The organism is Halorussus vallis, assembly GCF_024138165.1.
GTDB lineage: Archaea > Halobacteriota > Halobacteria > Halobacteriales > Haladaptataceae > Halorussus > Halorussus vallis.
Map to the genome: position 1 here is coordinate 283,382 of NZ_CP100001.1, position 15,620 is coordinate 299,001.

The 15,620-nt window shown below is 69.0% G+C and carries 14 protein-coding genes; 7 read left to right on the forward strand and 7 right to left on the reverse strand.

The window, feature by feature from the left end; all coding sequences use genetic code 11:
- The first annotated feature begins 40 nt into the window (after positions 1 to 40).
- On the forward strand, positions 41 to 1,264 hold the full coding sequence (locus tag NGM07_RS21455) for a glycosyltransferase family 4 protein (protein ID WP_253520301.1): 1,224 nt from the start codon (positions 41 to 43) through the stop codon (positions 1,262 to 1,264).
- Positions 1,265 to 1,679: 415 nt separating this feature from the next.
- Here NGM07_RS21455 and NGM07_RS21460 read toward each other — a convergent pair whose 3' ends face one another.
- A complete protein-coding gene (locus NGM07_RS21460) occupies positions 1,680 to 2,966 on the reverse strand; it encodes a glycosyltransferase family 4 protein (RefSeq protein WP_253520303.1) in 1,287 nt (428 codons plus the stop codon).
- Between the two features lie 84 nt (positions 2,967 to 3,050).
- Here NGM07_RS21460 and NGM07_RS21465 point away from each other — a divergent pair, with 84 nt between their 5' ends.
- On the forward strand, positions 3,051 to 3,509 hold the full coding sequence (locus NGM07_RS21465) for a hypothetical protein (RefSeq protein ID WP_253520305.1): 459 nt from the start codon (positions 3,051 to 3,053) through the stop codon (positions 3,507 to 3,509).
- 112 nt (positions 3,510 to 3,621) lie between these two features.
- Positions 3,622 to 4,095, forward strand: coding sequence for a hypothetical protein (locus NGM07_RS21470; protein ID WP_253520307.1), 474 nt, complete (start codon positions 3,622 to 3,624; stop codon positions 4,093 to 4,095).
- On the opposite strand, the gene NGM07_RS21475 is transcribed toward NGM07_RS21470, so the two are convergent.
- Positions 4,092 to 4,640: a hypothetical protein gene (locus NGM07_RS21475; protein ID WP_253520308.1), complete on the reverse strand. Its 549-nt coding sequence runs from the start codon at positions 4,638 to 4,640 to the stop codon at positions 4,092 to 4,094. The two genes, NGM07_RS21470 and NGM07_RS21475, sit on opposite strands and share 4 nt — an antisense overlap.
- A 93-nt stretch (positions 4,641 to 4,733) precedes the next feature.
- Between NGM07_RS21475 and NGM07_RS21480 the strand changes: the two genes are divergently transcribed.
- Both NGM07_RS21480 and NGM07_RS21485 read left to right on the forward strand, forming a co-directional pair.
- Complete coding sequence (locus NGM07_RS21480; RefSeq protein ID WP_253520310.1) at positions 4,734 to 5,546, forward strand: mycofactocin-coupled SDR family oxidoreductase; 813 nt, start codon at positions 4,734 to 4,736, stop codon at positions 5,544 to 5,546.
- Positions 5,547 to 5,601: 55 nt separating this feature from the next.
- Complete coding sequence (locus tag NGM07_RS21485; protein ID WP_253520312.1) at positions 5,602 to 6,783, forward strand: AI-2E family transporter; 1,182 nt, start codon at positions 5,602 to 5,604, stop codon at positions 6,781 to 6,783.
- Positions 6,784 to 6,808: 25 nt separating this feature from the next.
- Here NGM07_RS21485 and NGM07_RS21490 read toward each other — a convergent pair whose 3' ends face one another.
- From NGM07_RS21490 to NGM07_RS21500, 3 genes are all read right to left on the reverse strand, one after another.
- A complete protein-coding gene (locus tag NGM07_RS21490) occupies positions 6,809 to 8,338 on the reverse strand; it encodes a glycosyltransferase family protein (RefSeq protein ID WP_253520314.1) in 1,530 nt (509 codons plus the stop codon).
- Between the two features lie 230 nt (positions 8,339 to 8,568).
- A complete protein-coding gene (locus NGM07_RS21495) occupies positions 8,569 to 9,162 on the reverse strand; it encodes a hypothetical protein (RefSeq protein WP_253520316.1) in 594 nt (197 codons plus the stop codon).
- A gap of 263 nt (positions 9,163 to 9,425) precedes the next feature.
- Positions 9,426 to 9,710 (reverse strand): Ig-like domain-containing protein, encoded by a 285-nt coding sequence (locus NGM07_RS21500; RefSeq protein ID WP_253520318.1) that lies wholly within the window; start codon positions 9,708 to 9,710, stop codon positions 9,426 to 9,428.
- A 314-nt stretch (positions 9,711 to 10,024) separates the two neighbouring features.
- Here NGM07_RS21500 and hemE point away from each other — a divergent pair, with 314 nt between their 5' ends.
- Positions 10,025 to 11,035, forward strand: coding sequence for a uroporphyrinogen decarboxylase (hemE, locus tag NGM07_RS21505; RefSeq protein ID WP_253520320.1), 1,011 nt, complete (start codon positions 10,025 to 10,027; stop codon positions 11,033 to 11,035).
- Between the two features lie 75 nt (positions 11,036 to 11,110).
- Here the strand turns inward: hemE and NGM07_RS21510 are convergent, their stop codons facing one another.
- On the reverse strand, positions 11,111 to 12,745 hold the full coding sequence (locus NGM07_RS21510) for a choice-of-anchor I family protein (protein ID WP_253520322.1): 1,635 nt from the start codon (positions 12,743 to 12,745) through the stop codon (positions 11,111 to 11,113).
- Between the two features lie 100 nt (positions 12,746 to 12,845).
- Positions 12,846 to 15,116 carry an AAA domain-containing protein gene (locus tag NGM07_RS21515; protein WP_253520324.1) on the reverse strand — a complete coding sequence of 757 codons (2,271 nt, stop codon included), beginning with the start codon at positions 15,114 to 15,116 and terminating at the stop codon, positions 12,846 to 12,848.
- Positions 15,117 to 15,237: 121 nt separating this feature from the next.
- On the opposite strand from NGM07_RS21515, the gene NGM07_RS21520 reads away from it, so the two are divergent.
- The gene (locus tag NGM07_RS21520; RefSeq protein ID WP_253520325.1) at positions 15,238 to 15,585 is read left to right on the forward strand and encodes an avidin-fold protein; all 348 of its coding nucleotides are present in this window, start codon (positions 15,238 to 15,240) and stop codon (positions 15,583 to 15,585) included.
- Positions 15,586 to 15,620 lie beyond the last annotated feature (35 nt).

Here is a 15,620-nt window from a genome sequence, read left to right on the forward strand (position 1 = left end):
AACTTTGGCCGGGACGACTTCCTCACAAGGGACTGGTACGATGGGGGAAATTGCAGTCATCCACATGGATCTGATGTCCAAAGGTGGAGGCGAAGCCGTCGCGATGAACGTCCTCGAAGCCCTGCAGGAGGACCACGACGTGACGGTGCTGACCTTGACCGACCCGGACCTGGAGGAACTCAACGACTACTTCGACACCGACGTCGACGAGGCGGCCCTGACCGTCGAACGGGCGGGCCGCCTCGCGCCGTGGCTCAACGAGCGGTTCGGGCTGAAGTACTACATCCTCCAGAACGCGCTGCTGGGCCGGTACGCCAGCAGGCGGGCCGACGACTTCGACCTGCTCGTCAGCACCATCAACGAACTCGGCCTGGAGGCCGACTCGGTCCAGTACATCCACTTCCCGTTCGACTGGACGGTGAGCGCCGAGAACCGCGAGCACATCTTCCACCCGACCGTCGAGGAGGACTCGCTCTACGAGCGGTTCGCCACCCGGGTCGCGGGCGTCGACCGGGCCGACATCCAGTCGAACGCACTACTGGCGAACTCGGGGTGGACCGCCGACGTGGTCGAGGACGCCTACGACACCCGCCCGGAGGTGCTCCACCCGCCGATAGACACCCGCGAGTTCGAGAACCGGCCGTGGGACGAGCGCGAGGACGGCTTCGTCACGGTCGGGCGCATCGAGCGGAGCAAGCGCATCGTCGAACTCATCGAGGTGATCGAGGGAGCCCGCGAGCGCGGCCACGACACCCACCTCCACGTCATCGGCCCGACGGTCGACGAGGAGTACCGCACCGAGGTCGAGGCGAAGGCGGCGGGCCGCGACTACGTCCACCTCGAGGGCGAGATTCCCCGCGACGAACTGGTCGAGCGCATCTGCAACCACAAGTACGGCATCCACGGCAAGCAGTACGAGCACTTCGGGATGGCGGTCGCCGAACTCGCGGCGGGCGGCGCGATTCCGTTCGTCCCCGAAACCGGCGGCCAGCACGCCATCGTCGACGACCGGCCGGAACTCACCTACTCAGACCCCGACGACGCCGTCGAGAAGATTTCGGAGGTCGTCTCGGACCGCGGCCTCCAGCGGGAACTCCGGCGACCGTTCGGCCCGCAGGCGATGAAGCGCCGGTTCGGCCGCGACCGCTTCCGGCGCGAGATTCGCCGCGTGGTCGCGGAGGCGCTCGACCGGCCGGCCGCGGGGGTCCCGGAGGCCGAACTTGCCGCGGAGACGGCGAAGGAACAACCGGCGAGCGGGGACTGATCTCGAACGTGTGAGGCGCAGGAGGAACTCGCGCCAGAGCGCGCCGTGACCCGAGGCTCGTTTCGCGCATCTCCACGGCCGGCGTGGCGCGCGGGGTCGCGGTTTGCGTGAGCAAAGCGAACGCAAGCTCGTCGGAGCGAAGCTCCGACGGTGCCTCGTGTCGCGACCATCTCACGCGAGGGATGACTGAGCGTCCGGAGGACGCGAAGGAGTCGGCTGGGGAGGCGCGTGGCTGTTGCGAGGCGGTTACTCAGTTGTACCGTGTAAGTGGCGGTCGCTGTCGCGGTTGCGCTGGCTGTCGCGGTCGTGCTGGCTGTCACGGTTGCGGTTGGGTGCGGGACTCATTCGAATCGTGCGAGGTGGCGGTACCGTCGTTGTCGTCGCGGAGTGCTACGCGTTGGAGTCGTTATCGTCGTTACCCGACCAGTTCTAGATACCGCGTCTCGGTTTCCTCGACGGTCTGCTCCCAGGTGAAGTGCTCGCGGGCGTGGTCGCGGCACGCTCGGCCCGCCGCCTCGCGCTCGCTCGCCGACAGTCCCGCCCACGCCGCCATCCGGTCGGCGAGCGCCTCGGCGTCGACCGACGGGACCAGCGGGTCCTCGGGCACGCGGTCGTCCGCCGCCAATCCGTCGAGCAGTTCCGTGGTGCCACCGACCGGCGTGGCCACTACCGGCGTCCCCGAGGCCAGCGCCTCCAGCGTCGCCAGCCCGAACCCCTCCAGTTTCCGCGTCGGCAGTACGAAGCAGTCGGCGGTGGCGTAGGCGCTCGGCAGGTCGGCGTCGGGGACGTAGCCGAGGAACGTCACGCGCTCTTCGACGCCCAGTTCGGCCGCGGTCCGTTCCAGCGGTTTGCGGAGCGGGCCGTCGCCCGCGACGAAGAGGTTGGCGTCCGGGCGCTCGGGCGCGAGTCGGGCGAACGCCTGCAGGAGCATCCCGTGACCCATCCGCGGAGAGAGTCGCCGGACCGTCAGGAAGTCGGTCCCGCCGGCTTCCCCGTGGTCGCGGCCCGACCCGTCGCTCGCCACCGTTGTCGTCTCGGCGGGCGACTCAGTGGACGGAGAGGCCGAGTCGCCCGCCATCGGTCCGTAGACCCCGGCGTCGGGCCGGTACCGGTCCAGGTCGACGCCGCCGGGGACGACCGCCGGGTCGGCGACCGGGCCGTACGTCTCGCGGAGTTTCCCGCGCATGAACTCGCTCAGCGCCTGGACCGCGTCGCAGTCGGCCAGCAGTCGGCGCTCGACCCGCCGCCGGAGTTCGACGTTGAGGCGGCGGCGAGGCCCCGACAGGTCGTCCGAACCCGCCGTCCGGATGCGATACTCGGTGGGCCAGGGGCTATGGAAGGTGGCGCTCCGCGGGAGCGAATCGTCGGCCAGCGCGTCGAGCAGCGGGCCGGTCACGGGTCCCTGAAAGCTCAGTAAATCGGGGTCGGGGAGCGCCGCGAGGTGGTCCCAGACCGTCCGAACCGCGTCGGGCAACTGGGCCGCGATTCGCGGCGCCGACTCCTCGGCGACCGAGAGGTCGTAGCGGGCCACGCGGACGCCCGCGACGGTTTCGCGGGCCGGAACGTCCCCGCGGCGGCGGGTCAGCACCGACACCTCGTGGCCACGGTCGACGAGTCGCTTGGCGGTTTCGTGGACGTACCGCCCCGACCCGCCCGACCCGGGGTCCGGGTAGAAGTCGTGCGCGGCGACCAGCACGTGCATCGGGTACGAGAGACGGCGGAGACGGACTACTATTCTTCGGCCGACGGTGAAAGAACTTTAACAACTCCGCGGACAGTCGGAGGTATGTCCCTCCCTCCGAAGCGCTGGGCGCGAGAACCGGTTCCCGTCGCCGCGATACTGCTGTTCTGGAACCTGCTCGCGGTCGTCGCACAGATGCAGAACGTCGGCGGGCCGGTTCGCGACGCCGGAATCGTCATGGCCGCGCTGTACGTCGTCGTCCGCGGCGTCTCGCTCTCCGCGGAGGTGCAACCGACCGTCGCGGCCGACGTCGAGGCGGTGCTCCACGAGAACGCCCGCCTCGCCGTCCTCGCCGGTGCGTGGTTCCTGGGCGCGATAATCGTCTACGCCGGCGACGGGAATCTGTACGCGTACGGCCCGTCGTCCGGGGCCGTCGCCCTCGGGAGTGCGCTCGCCGGTGCGGGTCTGGGCGTCGTCGGCCTCTACGCCGTCGCCGTCGGCTACGCCACCCTCGGCGAGTCGGCTTCGCCGAGCATTGCATCCGACGCTTCGAGCGACGACTGATCGGTAGACCGCTTCTGCGGGTGCACGCACTCGTCGCTCCGAGGCGAGCACAAACCGTCGGGCTCGGACCGACGGTGAAAGAGTTTTAACAACTCCGCGAACAGTCGAAGCCATGACCCTCCCCGCCAAACGCTGGGCGCAGGAAGCGATTCCGGTCGCCGCGATACTGCTGTTCTGGAACGTCCTGTCGTGGCTGTTCACGCTCGACCCCGCAATCGGCGGTACCGTCCGCAGCGCCGGTACCGTGATGGCGCTGCTCTACGTCGTCGTCCGCGGCGTCGTACTGGCACCGTCGGTGTCGGTGCCGATTACGGGCGACGTCGAACCTGTCCTCCGCGAGAACGCCCGCGTGGCGCTCCCGGCGGGCGCGTGGTTCCTCGCGGCGGCCGCCGTCCACCTCCTCGACGGAATCTGGGAGACTGCCGGACTCCCCGGCCTCCACGTCTCGCCCGCAGGATGGATGATGAGCGTGCTCGCAGGCACGGGCCTGGGCGTCGTCGGCCTCTACGCGGTCGCGGTCGGGTACTCCACCCTCAGCGCGGCCGAAGCGTCGGGCGTCGCGCCCGACGCTTCGGGCGACGATTAAGCGCCGGACCGCTCTTCCTTCTCGGTCTCCGAACGCACGTAGTCGTCTATCCACGGCGGCCTGGTCCGGCCGCCCGACCACTCGAAGAGGTGGCGCTTCTCGTTGGCGTAGTAGAGCCGATAGGCGTCGACGTAGTCGTCGGCGTGCCAGCCGTCGGTCACCTGCGGCGGGTCGCCCGGGTCGCCCGGCCAGTCGAGGCCCGCGATTTCGTCGTCGTCCAGCGTCCGGACGGTCGCCCAGCTCCCGTGGACCTTCTCGGGCGGGTGGTCCCAGCGGTGTTTCCACTCCTCGTGGGCCAGTTTTGTGTACTCGTAGAGGTACGCCCAGTTGTCCGGATGGGCGGCCGCCCAGCGCGTGAGCGGGTGGTTCGGGTGGGTGAAGTAGAGGTCGTCGCGGACCTCCGGTTCGCCTTCGGCGTAGCCGTTCAACTGGACCGCGGTCGTGAGCACCATCGCGTTCTCGAAGACCGACGAGGTGACGTGGCGGTCGACCAGCCACCGGACCGCCTGCCCGAGGTCGCGGTCCAGCCAGAAGGCGTTAACCATGTACGTCGTAGGCGTCGAGGGGGCTTAGTGGCGGCGACCGGACCGACGGCAATCAGCGTTTTACCGCTGGCTGTCGTCTATCCTTCGGCAACCATGGCGGAATACGACTTCGAGGGGAAAGTAGCGATGGTGACGGGAGCGGCGCGCGGACAGGGTCGGTCGCACGCCCTGCGGTACGCCGAGAACGGGGCGGACGTGGTGTGTGCCGACATCTGCGAGACGACCGACGAGTCGACGTACGAACTCGGCGACGAGACCGAACTCGACGAGACGGTCCGGATGGTCGAGGAGCGGGGCCAGCGCGCGCTGGGCGTCCAGATGGACGTCTCGGACGAGGCGGAGGTGCAGGCGGGCGTCGAGCACGCCGTCTCGGAGTTGGGCCGCATCGACATCCTCGCCAACAACGCGGGAGTCGCGCCGGTTTCGGGGCTGATGGAGTTGGACGAGGAGACGTGGGACCACGCCCTCGACGTGAACCTCAAGGGGATGTGGCTCTGCTCGAAGTACGTCGGCCAGCACATGATAGAGCGCGGCGAGGGCGGGCGCATCGTCAACACCTCCTCGACCGCCGGGATGGTCGCCTCGCCGGGACTCGGCCATTACAGCGCCGCGAAGCACGGCGTCATCGGACTGACGAAGAACCTCGCGATGGAACTCGCCCAGCACGACGTGACGGTCAACGCGGTCTGTCCGACCGCGGTCGACACCGCGATGGTGGGCGGCATCGTCGAGTCCATCGGCGAGGAGATGGCCGAAATCGCGGAGCAGTCCGGCCCGGACAACGTGCTGGGTGAGATCGTCGAACCGGAGGACGTGAGCGCGGCGTTCATGTGGCTGTCGAGCGACGACGCCCGCTACGTCACCGGCATCGCGCTCCCCGTGGCCGCGGGGGCGACCGCGATTTGAAAGACGCGAAACAGACCGATTCGACCGATTCGAAACCGTTCGGAGGCTTTCGCTCGTGAACTGGCAAGAGTTCGTCGACTACGACAGGAACCGAATCGCATGGTGGCTCTACCTGCTCGCGCTCGGGGTCGGCGTCGTCTACGTCGGCTACTCGTTCGTAGGGATGTTCGTGCTGGGCGTGTTCCTCTACTACGCCGCCCGGCCCATCTGCGACCGTGTCGACGAAGTCGTCGACAACGACGGACTGGCGGCCGGCCTGACGCTGGCGGGCATCGTGACGCCGGTACTGTTCGTCCTCGGCTACGTCGGCCTGGCGGCGCTCCGAGACGCGGCGGCGTTGTCGGGGGCGGAGGGCGTCACGGGACTGCTCGCGCCGGTGCTGAACGTCGAGTCGCTCACCGCGAGCCAGCAGAACCTCGTCCAGACGCTGCTGAACAACCCCCAGCGAGTCCAGTCGCTGGGGACCGGCCGAATTCGACAGCTGGTGACCGCCGCGCTGTCCGCACTCGGCGCACTCGTCGGGGCGGCGGTCCTGGTGTCGCTGTCGTTCGGGCTGGCGTTCTTCCTGCTCCGGGACGACGACGGCATCGCGGAGTGGTTCCGCGAGGAGGTGGCGCCGAAGGGGACGACCGGCTACGCCTACGCCTACGCCGTCGACGACGAACTGGAGACGGTGTTCTTCGGGAACGTGTTGTTCGTGCTCGTGATGGCGATACTCTCGGCAATCGTCTACTACGGGTTCAACTTCGTGGCGCCGCCGTCGCTCACCATCCCGTACGCCATCCTGCTCGCGCTGTTGACCGGGGTGGCGAGCCTCGTCCCGCTCGTTGTCGGGAAGGTCGTCTACGTCCCGCTGGTGGCGTACCTCGCCTGGGTCGCGTCCGGGCAGGGTGGCGCGGCGATGGTCTACCCCGTCGGCCTGCTGGTCGTGTCGTTCCTCGTGCTCGACATCCTGCCCCAGACGTTCCTCCAGCCGTACATCTCGGGCAACCAGATCCACGTGGGCATCATGATGTTCGCGTACATCCTCGGGCCGATGTTGTTCGGCTGGTACGGGTTCTTCCTGCTCCCGCTGTTCTTCGTGTTGGTCATCCAGGCGGTCCGCATCGTCGTGACCGACCTCATCCACGGCGAGGAGCTCTCGCCGGACGTCGACGCGGCCCCCTCGCTGGGGAAACGGAACCTGGGCGAACCGGGCGACTCCGACGAGGACGAGTCGTCGTCGGCCTCCTCGTGAGCGACGCCCGGACGAACGTGGCCGGCTACTCGGCCACGAGGTCCTCGCCGACCGCCGCGCGTTCCGATTCTTTCGTGTGACCGTCTTCGTCTTCCGGCGCGTCGTCGACGCGCCGGAAGACCGGCGTCCCCGGATTGCCGGCGTCTTCGAATCCGAACGACCGCAGGGCGTAGACGAGGTCCGCGAGGGCGTAGTCCTCGCGGGCCGTCACCGGCCGGCCGTCGTCGGTGTACTCGGCGGTCAGCGCGGCGAGGTCGTCGAGCGCGACGCCGCCGCGCGCGGCGGCGTCGCGCTCCGAGCGTTGCGCACCGTCCGAATCGACGGCCGCCGCGAGCGCCGCCCGCACCGGGGCGTCCGAGCGGTCGAGGTCGTAGCGCTCGCGCTTGTCCTCGACGCGGCCGCGGAGGTCGTCGTAGGTCCGTCGCCCGCACCGGTCGGGGTCCCGGACTCGCTCGGCGTGGGCGACGAGGTGGCGGTTGGCCGCGACCGCCTCGTCCCAGTTCCGGACCGCCGCGGCCGCGATGTCCGGGAGGTCGTCTGAGTCGCCGACCAGCGGGTGGTCGTCGGGCACCGAGTCGTATATCCACGGCTCGTCCCGGAGGACCAGCACCTGGCCGCTGGCGGCCTGCTCGAACGGCGTACGGGCCATCGTCTCGTACTCGCTGGCGCAGACGGCGAGGTCGCCCGCGGCGAGCGCGCGCTCGTAGGTTTCGCGGTCGGCCTCGGGATACGCGTCGACCCACGCCGGTTCGGCGTAGGCGTCCGGAATCGGGTCCATGCTGGTGAGCAGCGTCTCGATTCCGAACTCGTCGTGGAGGCGCTCGCCGACCGCCAGCAGGCGGTCGGCGCGCTTCTTCTCCCACATCGACCCCGCGAGGTGGAGCGCGGTCGGTTCGTCGGCGTAGCGCTCGTCGAACGCAGAGAAGTGGATGGGACTGCCGGTTTCGAGCGCCCCGTCCAGCGCCGACTCGACCGCCTCGGGCCGGAGGAAGTCGGTCGCGCGCTCCCGGAGTTGCCGGGCGTCGGCGCCGGCCTTGAACCAGATGCCGTCCGAGAAGACGGCGCTCGCCATCTCCATCTTGCTCTGGAAGTCGTCGCGGTGCGAGCAGTAGCGGTACTTGAACGGCACCTGGAGGTCGTGGACGTTGGCGATCACGTCGAAGGGGTCGACGTCGGCCGCCCAGTGGTCGGTCTGCTCGCGGAGCCACTTGGAGAGGTCGAACCGGCCGGTCCGGCGCTGGTCGACCACGCAGTCGAGGTACGCGCCGCGGTCGTATATCTCGCGCTTCAGGGCCGAGAGTTCGTCCCACCCGTAGCCGCCCTCGGTGAACAGTTCCGACTCGCCCGCGGCGAACGGGTCGGCTCGAATCGCGGTGACGCGCTCGCGGTCGGCCAGCACCGCCGCGTCGGGCGTGCCGGGGTCCACCAGCCAGTAGACGTGCAGCGAGTCGTCGAGTTCGAGCCACCGCTCGACCCACGTCGCGGCGTCGGCGAGCGTGCCGTTCGCACTCGGGTCGTCGGGTCGGTAGAGTTCGGGTATCACCAGAACGCGCATCGAAAGTCCCCCGTTCGACGCCGGCGTCACTGCTGGCGTCGACTCCGCTCGTGGAACGAAAGGCGTGCGAGCGCCTTCAACGTCTCGGCCGGGAGGTCGCGGTCGACCGCGGACGAACCGCGGTCGGCCGCGGCTTCGAGTGTCGAGGCCCGTGCGTCGACGGAGCGGGCGGCCGGACCGAAAGAGAGTCGCGGTGTCACGGCGGTGCGTCGGCGGCTATCCGGGCGGGGTCAGTACTGCGAACCGGTGAACGGCTGACTCTGCTGGCTCTGCATCGGCGGTTGGCTCCGGGTCCGGGTCGGAATCTGACCCTGGGGCTGGCCCTGTCCCGAGGTCTGGGCGCCGCTCTGCTGGTTCGACCCCTGGTAGACGGTGAGCAGTTCCTCGACGGAGTGAATCGCCCGAAGCAGGTCGGTGATGACCGCCCCGACGAACTGCTCCTGTTCGAACTGCTGGAGTTCCCGGATGGCCTCTGTGGCGACCGTCAGGAAAGTGTCGGCCTGGTAGGGCACGAACTTCGACCGGCTGAGGATGAGTTCCTCGTTGAGTTCGGCGATTTCGCTGATGGCCTCCAGGGTCGTCTCGATACCGCTACCCTGGAACGTGGCGTGAGCCCTCTCGGCCGCCCACTTGGTCTGCTTGCGGAGCCAACTCAGGTCTTCGAGCGCGGCCCGCAGTTCGCTTCGGAGGTCCTCGTCGAAGTGTGCGGGCTGGAACTGCTGTACCTGCTGGTCCTGCTGGAATTGCTGGCCCTGCTGGGTCGGAGTGCCGAGCGACTGGGACTGCTGGACGCCTCTCGCTTGCGGTTGGTACTGTTGTGACATCTGATTTCCCTCCACCTACCGGGCGCGACCGCGGTATTGATAGGTGTGGCGGCCACGTAACACAATCCGGAACGGTGTCTAATTTCACGTATTCTAACTGGGAAATCCGCCGCTCGCGGCGGGCCGCCGAACGGGGAGCGGAACGACCGAATCTCGCGCCCTCGGAGCGCTGAACTATTCGAGCGCGGACGGGAGAATCCGTACCGACGGGGGCGAACCCCGAACACGGGCGACCCGTCTGTCGGAGTACCCGAGCGACGGAGTCATTCGCCGACGAACACCTCGACGCCGTTCTTCGTGAGTACCACCAGCGGGGTGTTTCGTTCCTTCCAGTCCGACAGGTCGAACGTAAACGCCGAGTCGTCGGTCGCCGTCTCCGCCGAGACTGTGTACGTAGTCGCCTCCACTTTCGGCCACGGCTTCGAGGCACCGCCGTTCCCGGGGACGCTGTACGATTCGTCCAGTACGGTCCTGTCGTCGGCCTCGATTGTGACGGCGACCGTCACGGAAGCGGCGGTTTCGTTTCGGAGTTCGAATCGTTCGGGCATTCTCCCGAAGAGTGCGCCTCGAATTCGGGCGCAACCGGCGAAACCGGCCAAAGCGCCGGTGGAGATTGCGGACAAGACGCTCCTTCGGTTCATAGACATCGTTTCCTTCTCCGATCAAACTCCCGACGTAATCCATATTTTTACCGATTACGCCGAACGCTCGACGGCGTTCGAGAGACGAGAGCGCGCCGCGAGCGGTCGAGACGTGCGCCTGTGAAAGCGCGACCGAGAACGCAGGCGGACTACCGAGAGCGCGCGAGCGCCTCGAACGCGATTCCGAAACCATTAGCCGGTGCCGCCGCAACTCACGGGCGATGAACGACCTCCTCGTGCGGGCGGCCCGCGGCGAACGCACCGAGCGACCGCCGGTCTGGCTGATGCGCCAGGCCGGCCGCTACATCCCCGAGTACCGCGAGATTCGCGAGGACTACACCTTCAGGGAGGCCATCTCGACCCCGGAGGTCGCCGAGCGAATCACGCTCCTGCCCTGGGAACTGTTCGAACCCGACGGCCTCGTGATGTTCTCGGACATCCTTACCGTCCTCGAACCGCTCGGCCTCGACTACCGCATCGAGAGCGGAGTCGGCCCGGTGGTCGAGAACCCCGTCCAGTCGCCCGCCGACGTACCCGCGGGCCACGCCGACGTGCGCGAGGAACTCGACTACGTCGGCGCGCTGCTCGAACGCCTCCAGGAGAGCGTCGGCGGGAAGTCGGCCATCATCGGCTTCACCGGCGGTCCCTTCACCCTCGCGGCCTACGCCGTCGCGGGCGAACCCGCGGGGAAGAAACAGCTCCCCGTCCGGAAGTTCCGGGTCGAACACCCCGAGGCGTTCGCCGAACTGCTCGAACGGTTCACCGACGTCGTGGTCGAGTACGTCCGCTATCAGGTGGAGTCTGGCGCGGAGGTGATTCAGCTGTTCGACACCTACGCCGGACTGCTGACCCCCGACGACTACGAGACGTTCGTCCAGCCGCTCCACCGCCGAATCTTGGAAGCCGTCGACGTCCCCTCCATCGTCTTCGTCCGGAACCCCGGCGGGAAACTCGACCTGCTGGCCGACGCGAGCGCCGACGTCGTTGGCCTCGACTGGACCGTCGACATGGCCGACACCCGCGAGGAACTGGGCGAAACTCCCGTGCAGGGCAACCTCGACCCCTCCTACCTGCTCGGCGACGAGGAATTCGTCCGGGAGAAGACAGCGGAGGTCATCGAGAAGGCCGGCCCCGAGGGCCACATCCTCAACCTGGGCCACGGCATCGACCGGAACACGCCCGTCGAGAACGCGCAGGCGTTCGTGGAGACGGCCAAGCAGTGGGAGTGGTAGGGTCAGCGTCGTCGCGTTCGGGCCCTCGTCGCGCGACCGTTCGCGCCGTCTCGCCTCCGCGAAACTCGAACGTTCTCACTCCGTCTCGCCCGTCTCCTGTAGCGCGTGAACCCGGTAGAGCGTCGTCGTCCCGCTGATTTCGTTGCCGACCGCGACCAGCGGCGCGTCGACGGGGCTCGCCTCGGCCGGGACGAAGGTCACGCCCTCCGGCCCGAGGTCGCCCGCGTCGCTCGGGTCGGCCGGCCCTTCTTCGATGTCTCGCTCGGGGTCGACGTCGAAGTCGCGGTTGTTGATGTACTGGACGAACGCCGGTTCGGTCGGGTCGGTCACGTCGTAGACGACCAGGCTCGCGATGCGTTCGAGGCCGACGAACGCGTACGTGCGGCCGCCGACGTCGCCGACGGCGATGCCCTCGGGTTCGGGACCCTTCGCGGTGCTCTGGGCGAACGGCGCGTTCGTCGTTCCGTCGGCGTTGAAGTACTCGGGGTGGTGCATCGCTTCGAGGAGTTCGAAGTCGGCCCCGCTGTCGTACACCAGCGTCCCGTTGGGTCTCCAGATGGCGAACGACCGGCCGCCGAACGCGTATATCTCCTCGTGTCGCCCGTCGCCGTCGACGTCGCCGCGCTCGGTCGTGGTGTGGAGGTTGCCCAGATGCTCGGGTCGCTGGAGGTCGGCGACGTCCGAGACGCCCGGCATCGAATCGAAGTCGAACGCGTCGGGGTCGAGGTCGAGGTCGGCGACGGTCGTCACCTCGCTGAATCCCTCGGCGTCGCGCGCGCCGCCCTCGTTGGCCGTGAGCAGGTAGGTTTGCCCGTCGCGCTCGTAGGCCGCCACGGCGTCGGGTTGGTACATCCCGTAGACGGGCCAGTTCCGGACGTTCAACCGGTCGACGTCGCTGGCGTCGAGTTCGTTCCCGGTCGCGTCGTGGTCCTTGTAGCCCAACGCGCGGACCTCGGTCACGGTCGCCGACTCGACGTCCACCTCGGCGAGCGCGTTGTTCAACTGCAGGACGACGTAGGCCGTGGTCGAGTCGGCCGAGACGGTCAGATACTCCGGTTCGAAGTTCGTCGAGGCGGCCGCGTTCGGGCCGAAGATTCGGACGCCGCGCTCGCGGAGTTCGTCCTCCCGGCCGTCGTACGCCCGAAAGTCGGCCTGTTCGACCGTCGCGTCACCCACGCCGTCGCGAACGTCCACGACGCTCACCGTCCCCGGCGGGTCGGTTTCGTAGTCGTCGCTCGGTTCGCCGGAGTCGGCCGTGAGCACCCGACTCCCGTCGGGGGTGAACTTCACCGCGTCGGGCGTCGCGCCGACCTCGACGGTGGCCGCGTGAGCGCGCTTCGGGGCGTCGTAGAAGACGACGCGACCGTGCTCCTGGGGCGTCTCCGCGACGACCGACACCGCGAGCACCGTGGTCGTCCCGTCGCCGAGGGGAACGTCGTCCTTCAGGGCGACGTTGGTCACCTCGCCCGCGTCGGGCCACGCCTCGGCGACCGAAATCTGGGCCGCTCGCTCGGGGTCGGCGGGCGTCGTCACGTCGAGCACGTCGACGGCGCAGGCCTCCGCGTCGACGACGAACAGGTGGTCCGAATCGGCGCTGGTGGCGACGATTTCGGCCGCGTCGGCGTCGAACTTGCCCGACTCGTATCGGCCGACCCGTTCGAGCACCACGCCGCCGCGGTCGCCGGTTCCCGCCGGATAGGATGTCGTCATGCTCGAAGTGACGAGAGCCCGAATGTAGAAAGTTCTCGCCGAAGAGGAGTCTCAGCGCGTTCAGCGCCGAGCCGAACGAGCGACGCTCCCCGACGACCGCCTACAGCGCAGGCAACAGGGCGGGGTCGGGTTCCGCGACCCGACCGGTGTCGGCGAGGTAGTCGTAGAGGCCGCGGTACGTCTCGACGCAGCCGTGGGTCGGCGTCTCCCGCAGGTGTCCCCGAAGCGTGTTCCAGTCGCCGACGAGCGCGCAGTGGCGCTTCGCTCGGGTCAACGCGACGTTGAGGCGGCGGAGGCCGTCCTCCGGACGGCCGAGGAAGCCCACCGTTCCGTCGTCGTTGCTCCGGACGAACGAGATGACGATGGCCTCCCGCTCGCTCCCCTGGAAGGCGTCGATGGTGTCGACGGTGACGGCGTCGCCGCCGGTCACCGATGCGAGGCGGTCGCGCACAGCGTCGACCTGGGCCTGGTACGGCGTGATAACGCCGATCTCGTCGGGGGCGAGGCCGTTGCCCAGCAGGTCCTTCACGAGCAGACCGACCAGCGTCGCCTCCGTGGGATTGTACCACGAGTGGTCGTCGCGGCGCTCCGGGCCGCCGAGCGAGTGGGCGACGATGGGCGGGCGGTCGGCCAGCGGGTCAACCCGCCGGCCGTTCCGGAGCGACCGGTCGTAGAACGCCCGGTTGGGGAAGTACGACACGTCGCGGTGCATCCGGTACTGGGTGCGGAGTTGGACGCCGACGCCCTCGTAGACGCCACCCTCCGCGTAGAGGTGCTCGAATAGCGAGAGGCCGTAACTCGACGCCGCGGGGTCGTCGGTGGCGCTGTAGGGTGGCAACTGGCGGTGGTCGCCCGCCAGCACCACCTTCTCGGCCCGGGCCAGCGGGACGCACGACGCCGCGCAGGTCGCCTGGGTCGCCTCGTCGACGACCGCCACGTCGAACTCGCGGGCGAGTCGGGCGGCGCTGCTGTTGGTCGTCGCGACCACGTCCGGACGCTCACCGCCGGCGTCCGCCCCGCCGTAGCAGGAGCGGACCAGCGAGTTGCTCGACCGGCGGACGTTCCGCCGGTCGAGGACGAGTTCGCCCGTCCCGTGCTGGCCGAAGGCGTGTAGCGACCCGGGGTCGGCCTGTTCGGCGGTGCTGGCGCCGACGAGCAGGTTGTCGACCGCCTGGTTGGAGTCGGCGCAGACCAGCACGTCCCGGCCGGCCTTCACCGACCGCCGGACGAACTCCACGAGCGTCCGGGTCTTGCCAGTTCCCGGCGGCCCGTGGACGCAGAAGAGGCGGTCGGCCAGCAGCGCGTGGTCGACCGCCATCCGCTGGTCCTGGTTGAGTTCGTCGTCGAGCGGTTCGCTCGCGGCCTTCGCGCTGTCGTCGAAGGTGAGCGATTCTCGGCCGGACAGCACCGCGCCCAGCCCCTCCCGAGAGCCGAGTTCGTCGATGGCCTCGCGCTGGCGGTCGTAGGGCACCGGATTGAGCAGGCCGGAGACGGCGTAGCCCTCGCGCGGTCGGCCGAGGACGCCGCCGACCGCGGTGCGCGAGTCCACCTCGTCCCAGTCGACCGCCACCCGTAGTTCGGTCCCGCGGACCGACTCGACCGCGGCCCGGACGGGGAAGTCCTCGGTGGCGGCGCCGTCGGGCGCGTGAATCAGCACCTCGTTGCCCTCGTGGACGCCGAACTCGTCGGGGACGTACCGGCGGCGGTTCACCTCGTCAGCGTCGACTTCGAGGCCGACCTCGGGGGCGTCGAGCACGCGAAAGACGTGTGCGCCGTCGTCGGCTCCGTCGCACCGGAGCGCGGGAATCACGTCGTGGCCCCGGCGGTACAGGGTGGTCGTCGAGGTCCGCTCAGCGCGTTCGCGGTTCGCCTCGCGCTCGACCGCCCGCTCCTCGGCGACGAACTCGCAGAGGCCGTCGAGTAACTCGTCGACGCTCGACAGCGGGTTGCGAGCGGGTTCGGTCAGGTCGACCGGCGACTCGTGGTAGGAGGGCATCTCGGCGGGGACGTGGTCGGGGTGCCAGAACCGAAGCCGCGCCGCGAGCGACGAGTCGGCGAGCGTCTCGGCCGCCGACCACTCGACGTCGCCGTCCTCGCCCGCCGCGCCGAACAGCGGGCCGCGGAGGTCGTGGTCGCGGTAGACGACGTACTCGTCGGAGAGTTCGGCCGAGTCGGCCTCGTGAAGCGGCAGGCGGAGCCAGTCATCGGCCTCGGGGTGGCACAGGTCGTCGTGGTGGTCGGCGTAGCCCGCGACGATTTCCACCGCCAGCGGCGCGGCGAGCGCGCCGTCGTCCGAGAGGGCGTCAGCCGGAACGAGGGCGGCCTCCTCGGGCCGGAACGCGGAGAGGGCGTTCTCCAGCAGGAGCGACATACCGGGGGTTCCCGCCCCATCCCACATAACGGTTGGCGTCGCGGAACTGGGAGGATGCTCCGGCGTTCCGGGAGTGTCCGTCCGTCGAAACAGTTACTCGTCCGTCCGAAGTCGTTCGACCATGACCGACGAGATATCGCTCGACGGACGGACGCTCGCCGGCGTCTCGAACGACGAAGCGGGCGAAGTGAATGCGGAAACCGAGTTTCACTTCGAACAGGACGGCGAGCGGATATACGCTAACTACTCCGGCGGCAGAATCGTCGACGGTCACCTGGTCGGGACGTTCGACGGCTCGCGGTGGGACGTTCGGTACGTCCAGATGAACGAGCGCGGCGAGACGGCGACGGGACACTCCGTCGGACGGGTCGAACTGCTCGGCGACGGACGCGTCAGGGTCGAAGACGAGTGGGAGTGGGAATCAAAACCCGGAACGGGCGAGTCGGTCCACGAGGAGGTCGACCGATAGCGCGGCGAGCGGCGTACCGAAGGTAGAAAGCGGGT

Bases quoted from the DNA above. Each gene is read 5' to 3' on its own strand.
- NGM07_RS21470 (WP_253520307.1), top strand. From the start codon at position 3,622: ATGACCCTCCCCGCCAAACGCTGGGCGCAGGAAGCGATTCCGGTCGCC.
- NGM07_RS21510 (WP_253520322.1), bottom strand. From the start codon at position 12,745: ATGACGACATCCTATCCGGCGGGAACCGGCGACCGCGGCGGCGTGGTG.
- NGM07_RS21460 (WP_253520303.1), bottom strand. From the start codon at position 2,966: ATGCACGTGCTGGTCGCCGCGCACGACTTCTACCCGGACCCCGGGTCG.
- NGM07_RS21515 (WP_253520324.1), bottom strand. From the start codon at position 15,116: ATGTCGCTCCTGCTGGAGAACGCCCTCTCCGCGTTCCGGCCCGAGGAG.
- NGM07_RS21465 (WP_253520305.1), top strand. From the start codon at position 3,051: ATGTCCCTCCCTCCGAAGCGCTGGGCGCGAGAACCGGTTCCCGTCGCC.
- NGM07_RS21520 (WP_253520325.1), top strand. From the start codon at position 15,238: ATGACCGACGAGATATCGCTCGACGGACGGACGCTCGCCGGCGTCTCG.
- NGM07_RS21475 (WP_253520308.1), bottom strand. From the start codon at position 4,640: ATGGTTAACGCCTTCTGGCTGGACCGCGACCTCGGGCAGGCGGTCCGG.
- hemE (WP_253520320.1), top strand. From the start codon at position 10,025: ATGAACGACCTCCTCGTGCGGGCGGCCCGCGGCGAACGCACCGAGCGA.
- NGM07_RS21500 (WP_253520318.1), bottom strand. From the start codon at position 9,710: ATGCCCGAACGATTCGAACTCCGAAACGAAACCGCCGCTTCCGTGACG.
- NGM07_RS21455 (WP_253520301.1), top strand. From the start codon at position 41: ATGGGGGAAATTGCAGTCATCCACATGGATCTGATGTCCAAAGGTGGA.
- NGM07_RS21495 (WP_253520316.1), bottom strand. From the start codon at position 9,162: ATGTCACAACAGTACCAACCGCAAGCGAGAGGCGTCCAGCAGTCCCAG.
- NGM07_RS21490 (WP_253520314.1), bottom strand. From the start codon at position 8,338: ATGCGCGTTCTGGTGATACCCGAACTCTACCGACCCGACGACCCGAGT.
- NGM07_RS21480 (WP_253520310.1), top strand. From the start codon at position 4,734: ATGGCGGAATACGACTTCGAGGGGAAAGTAGCGATGGTGACGGGAGCG.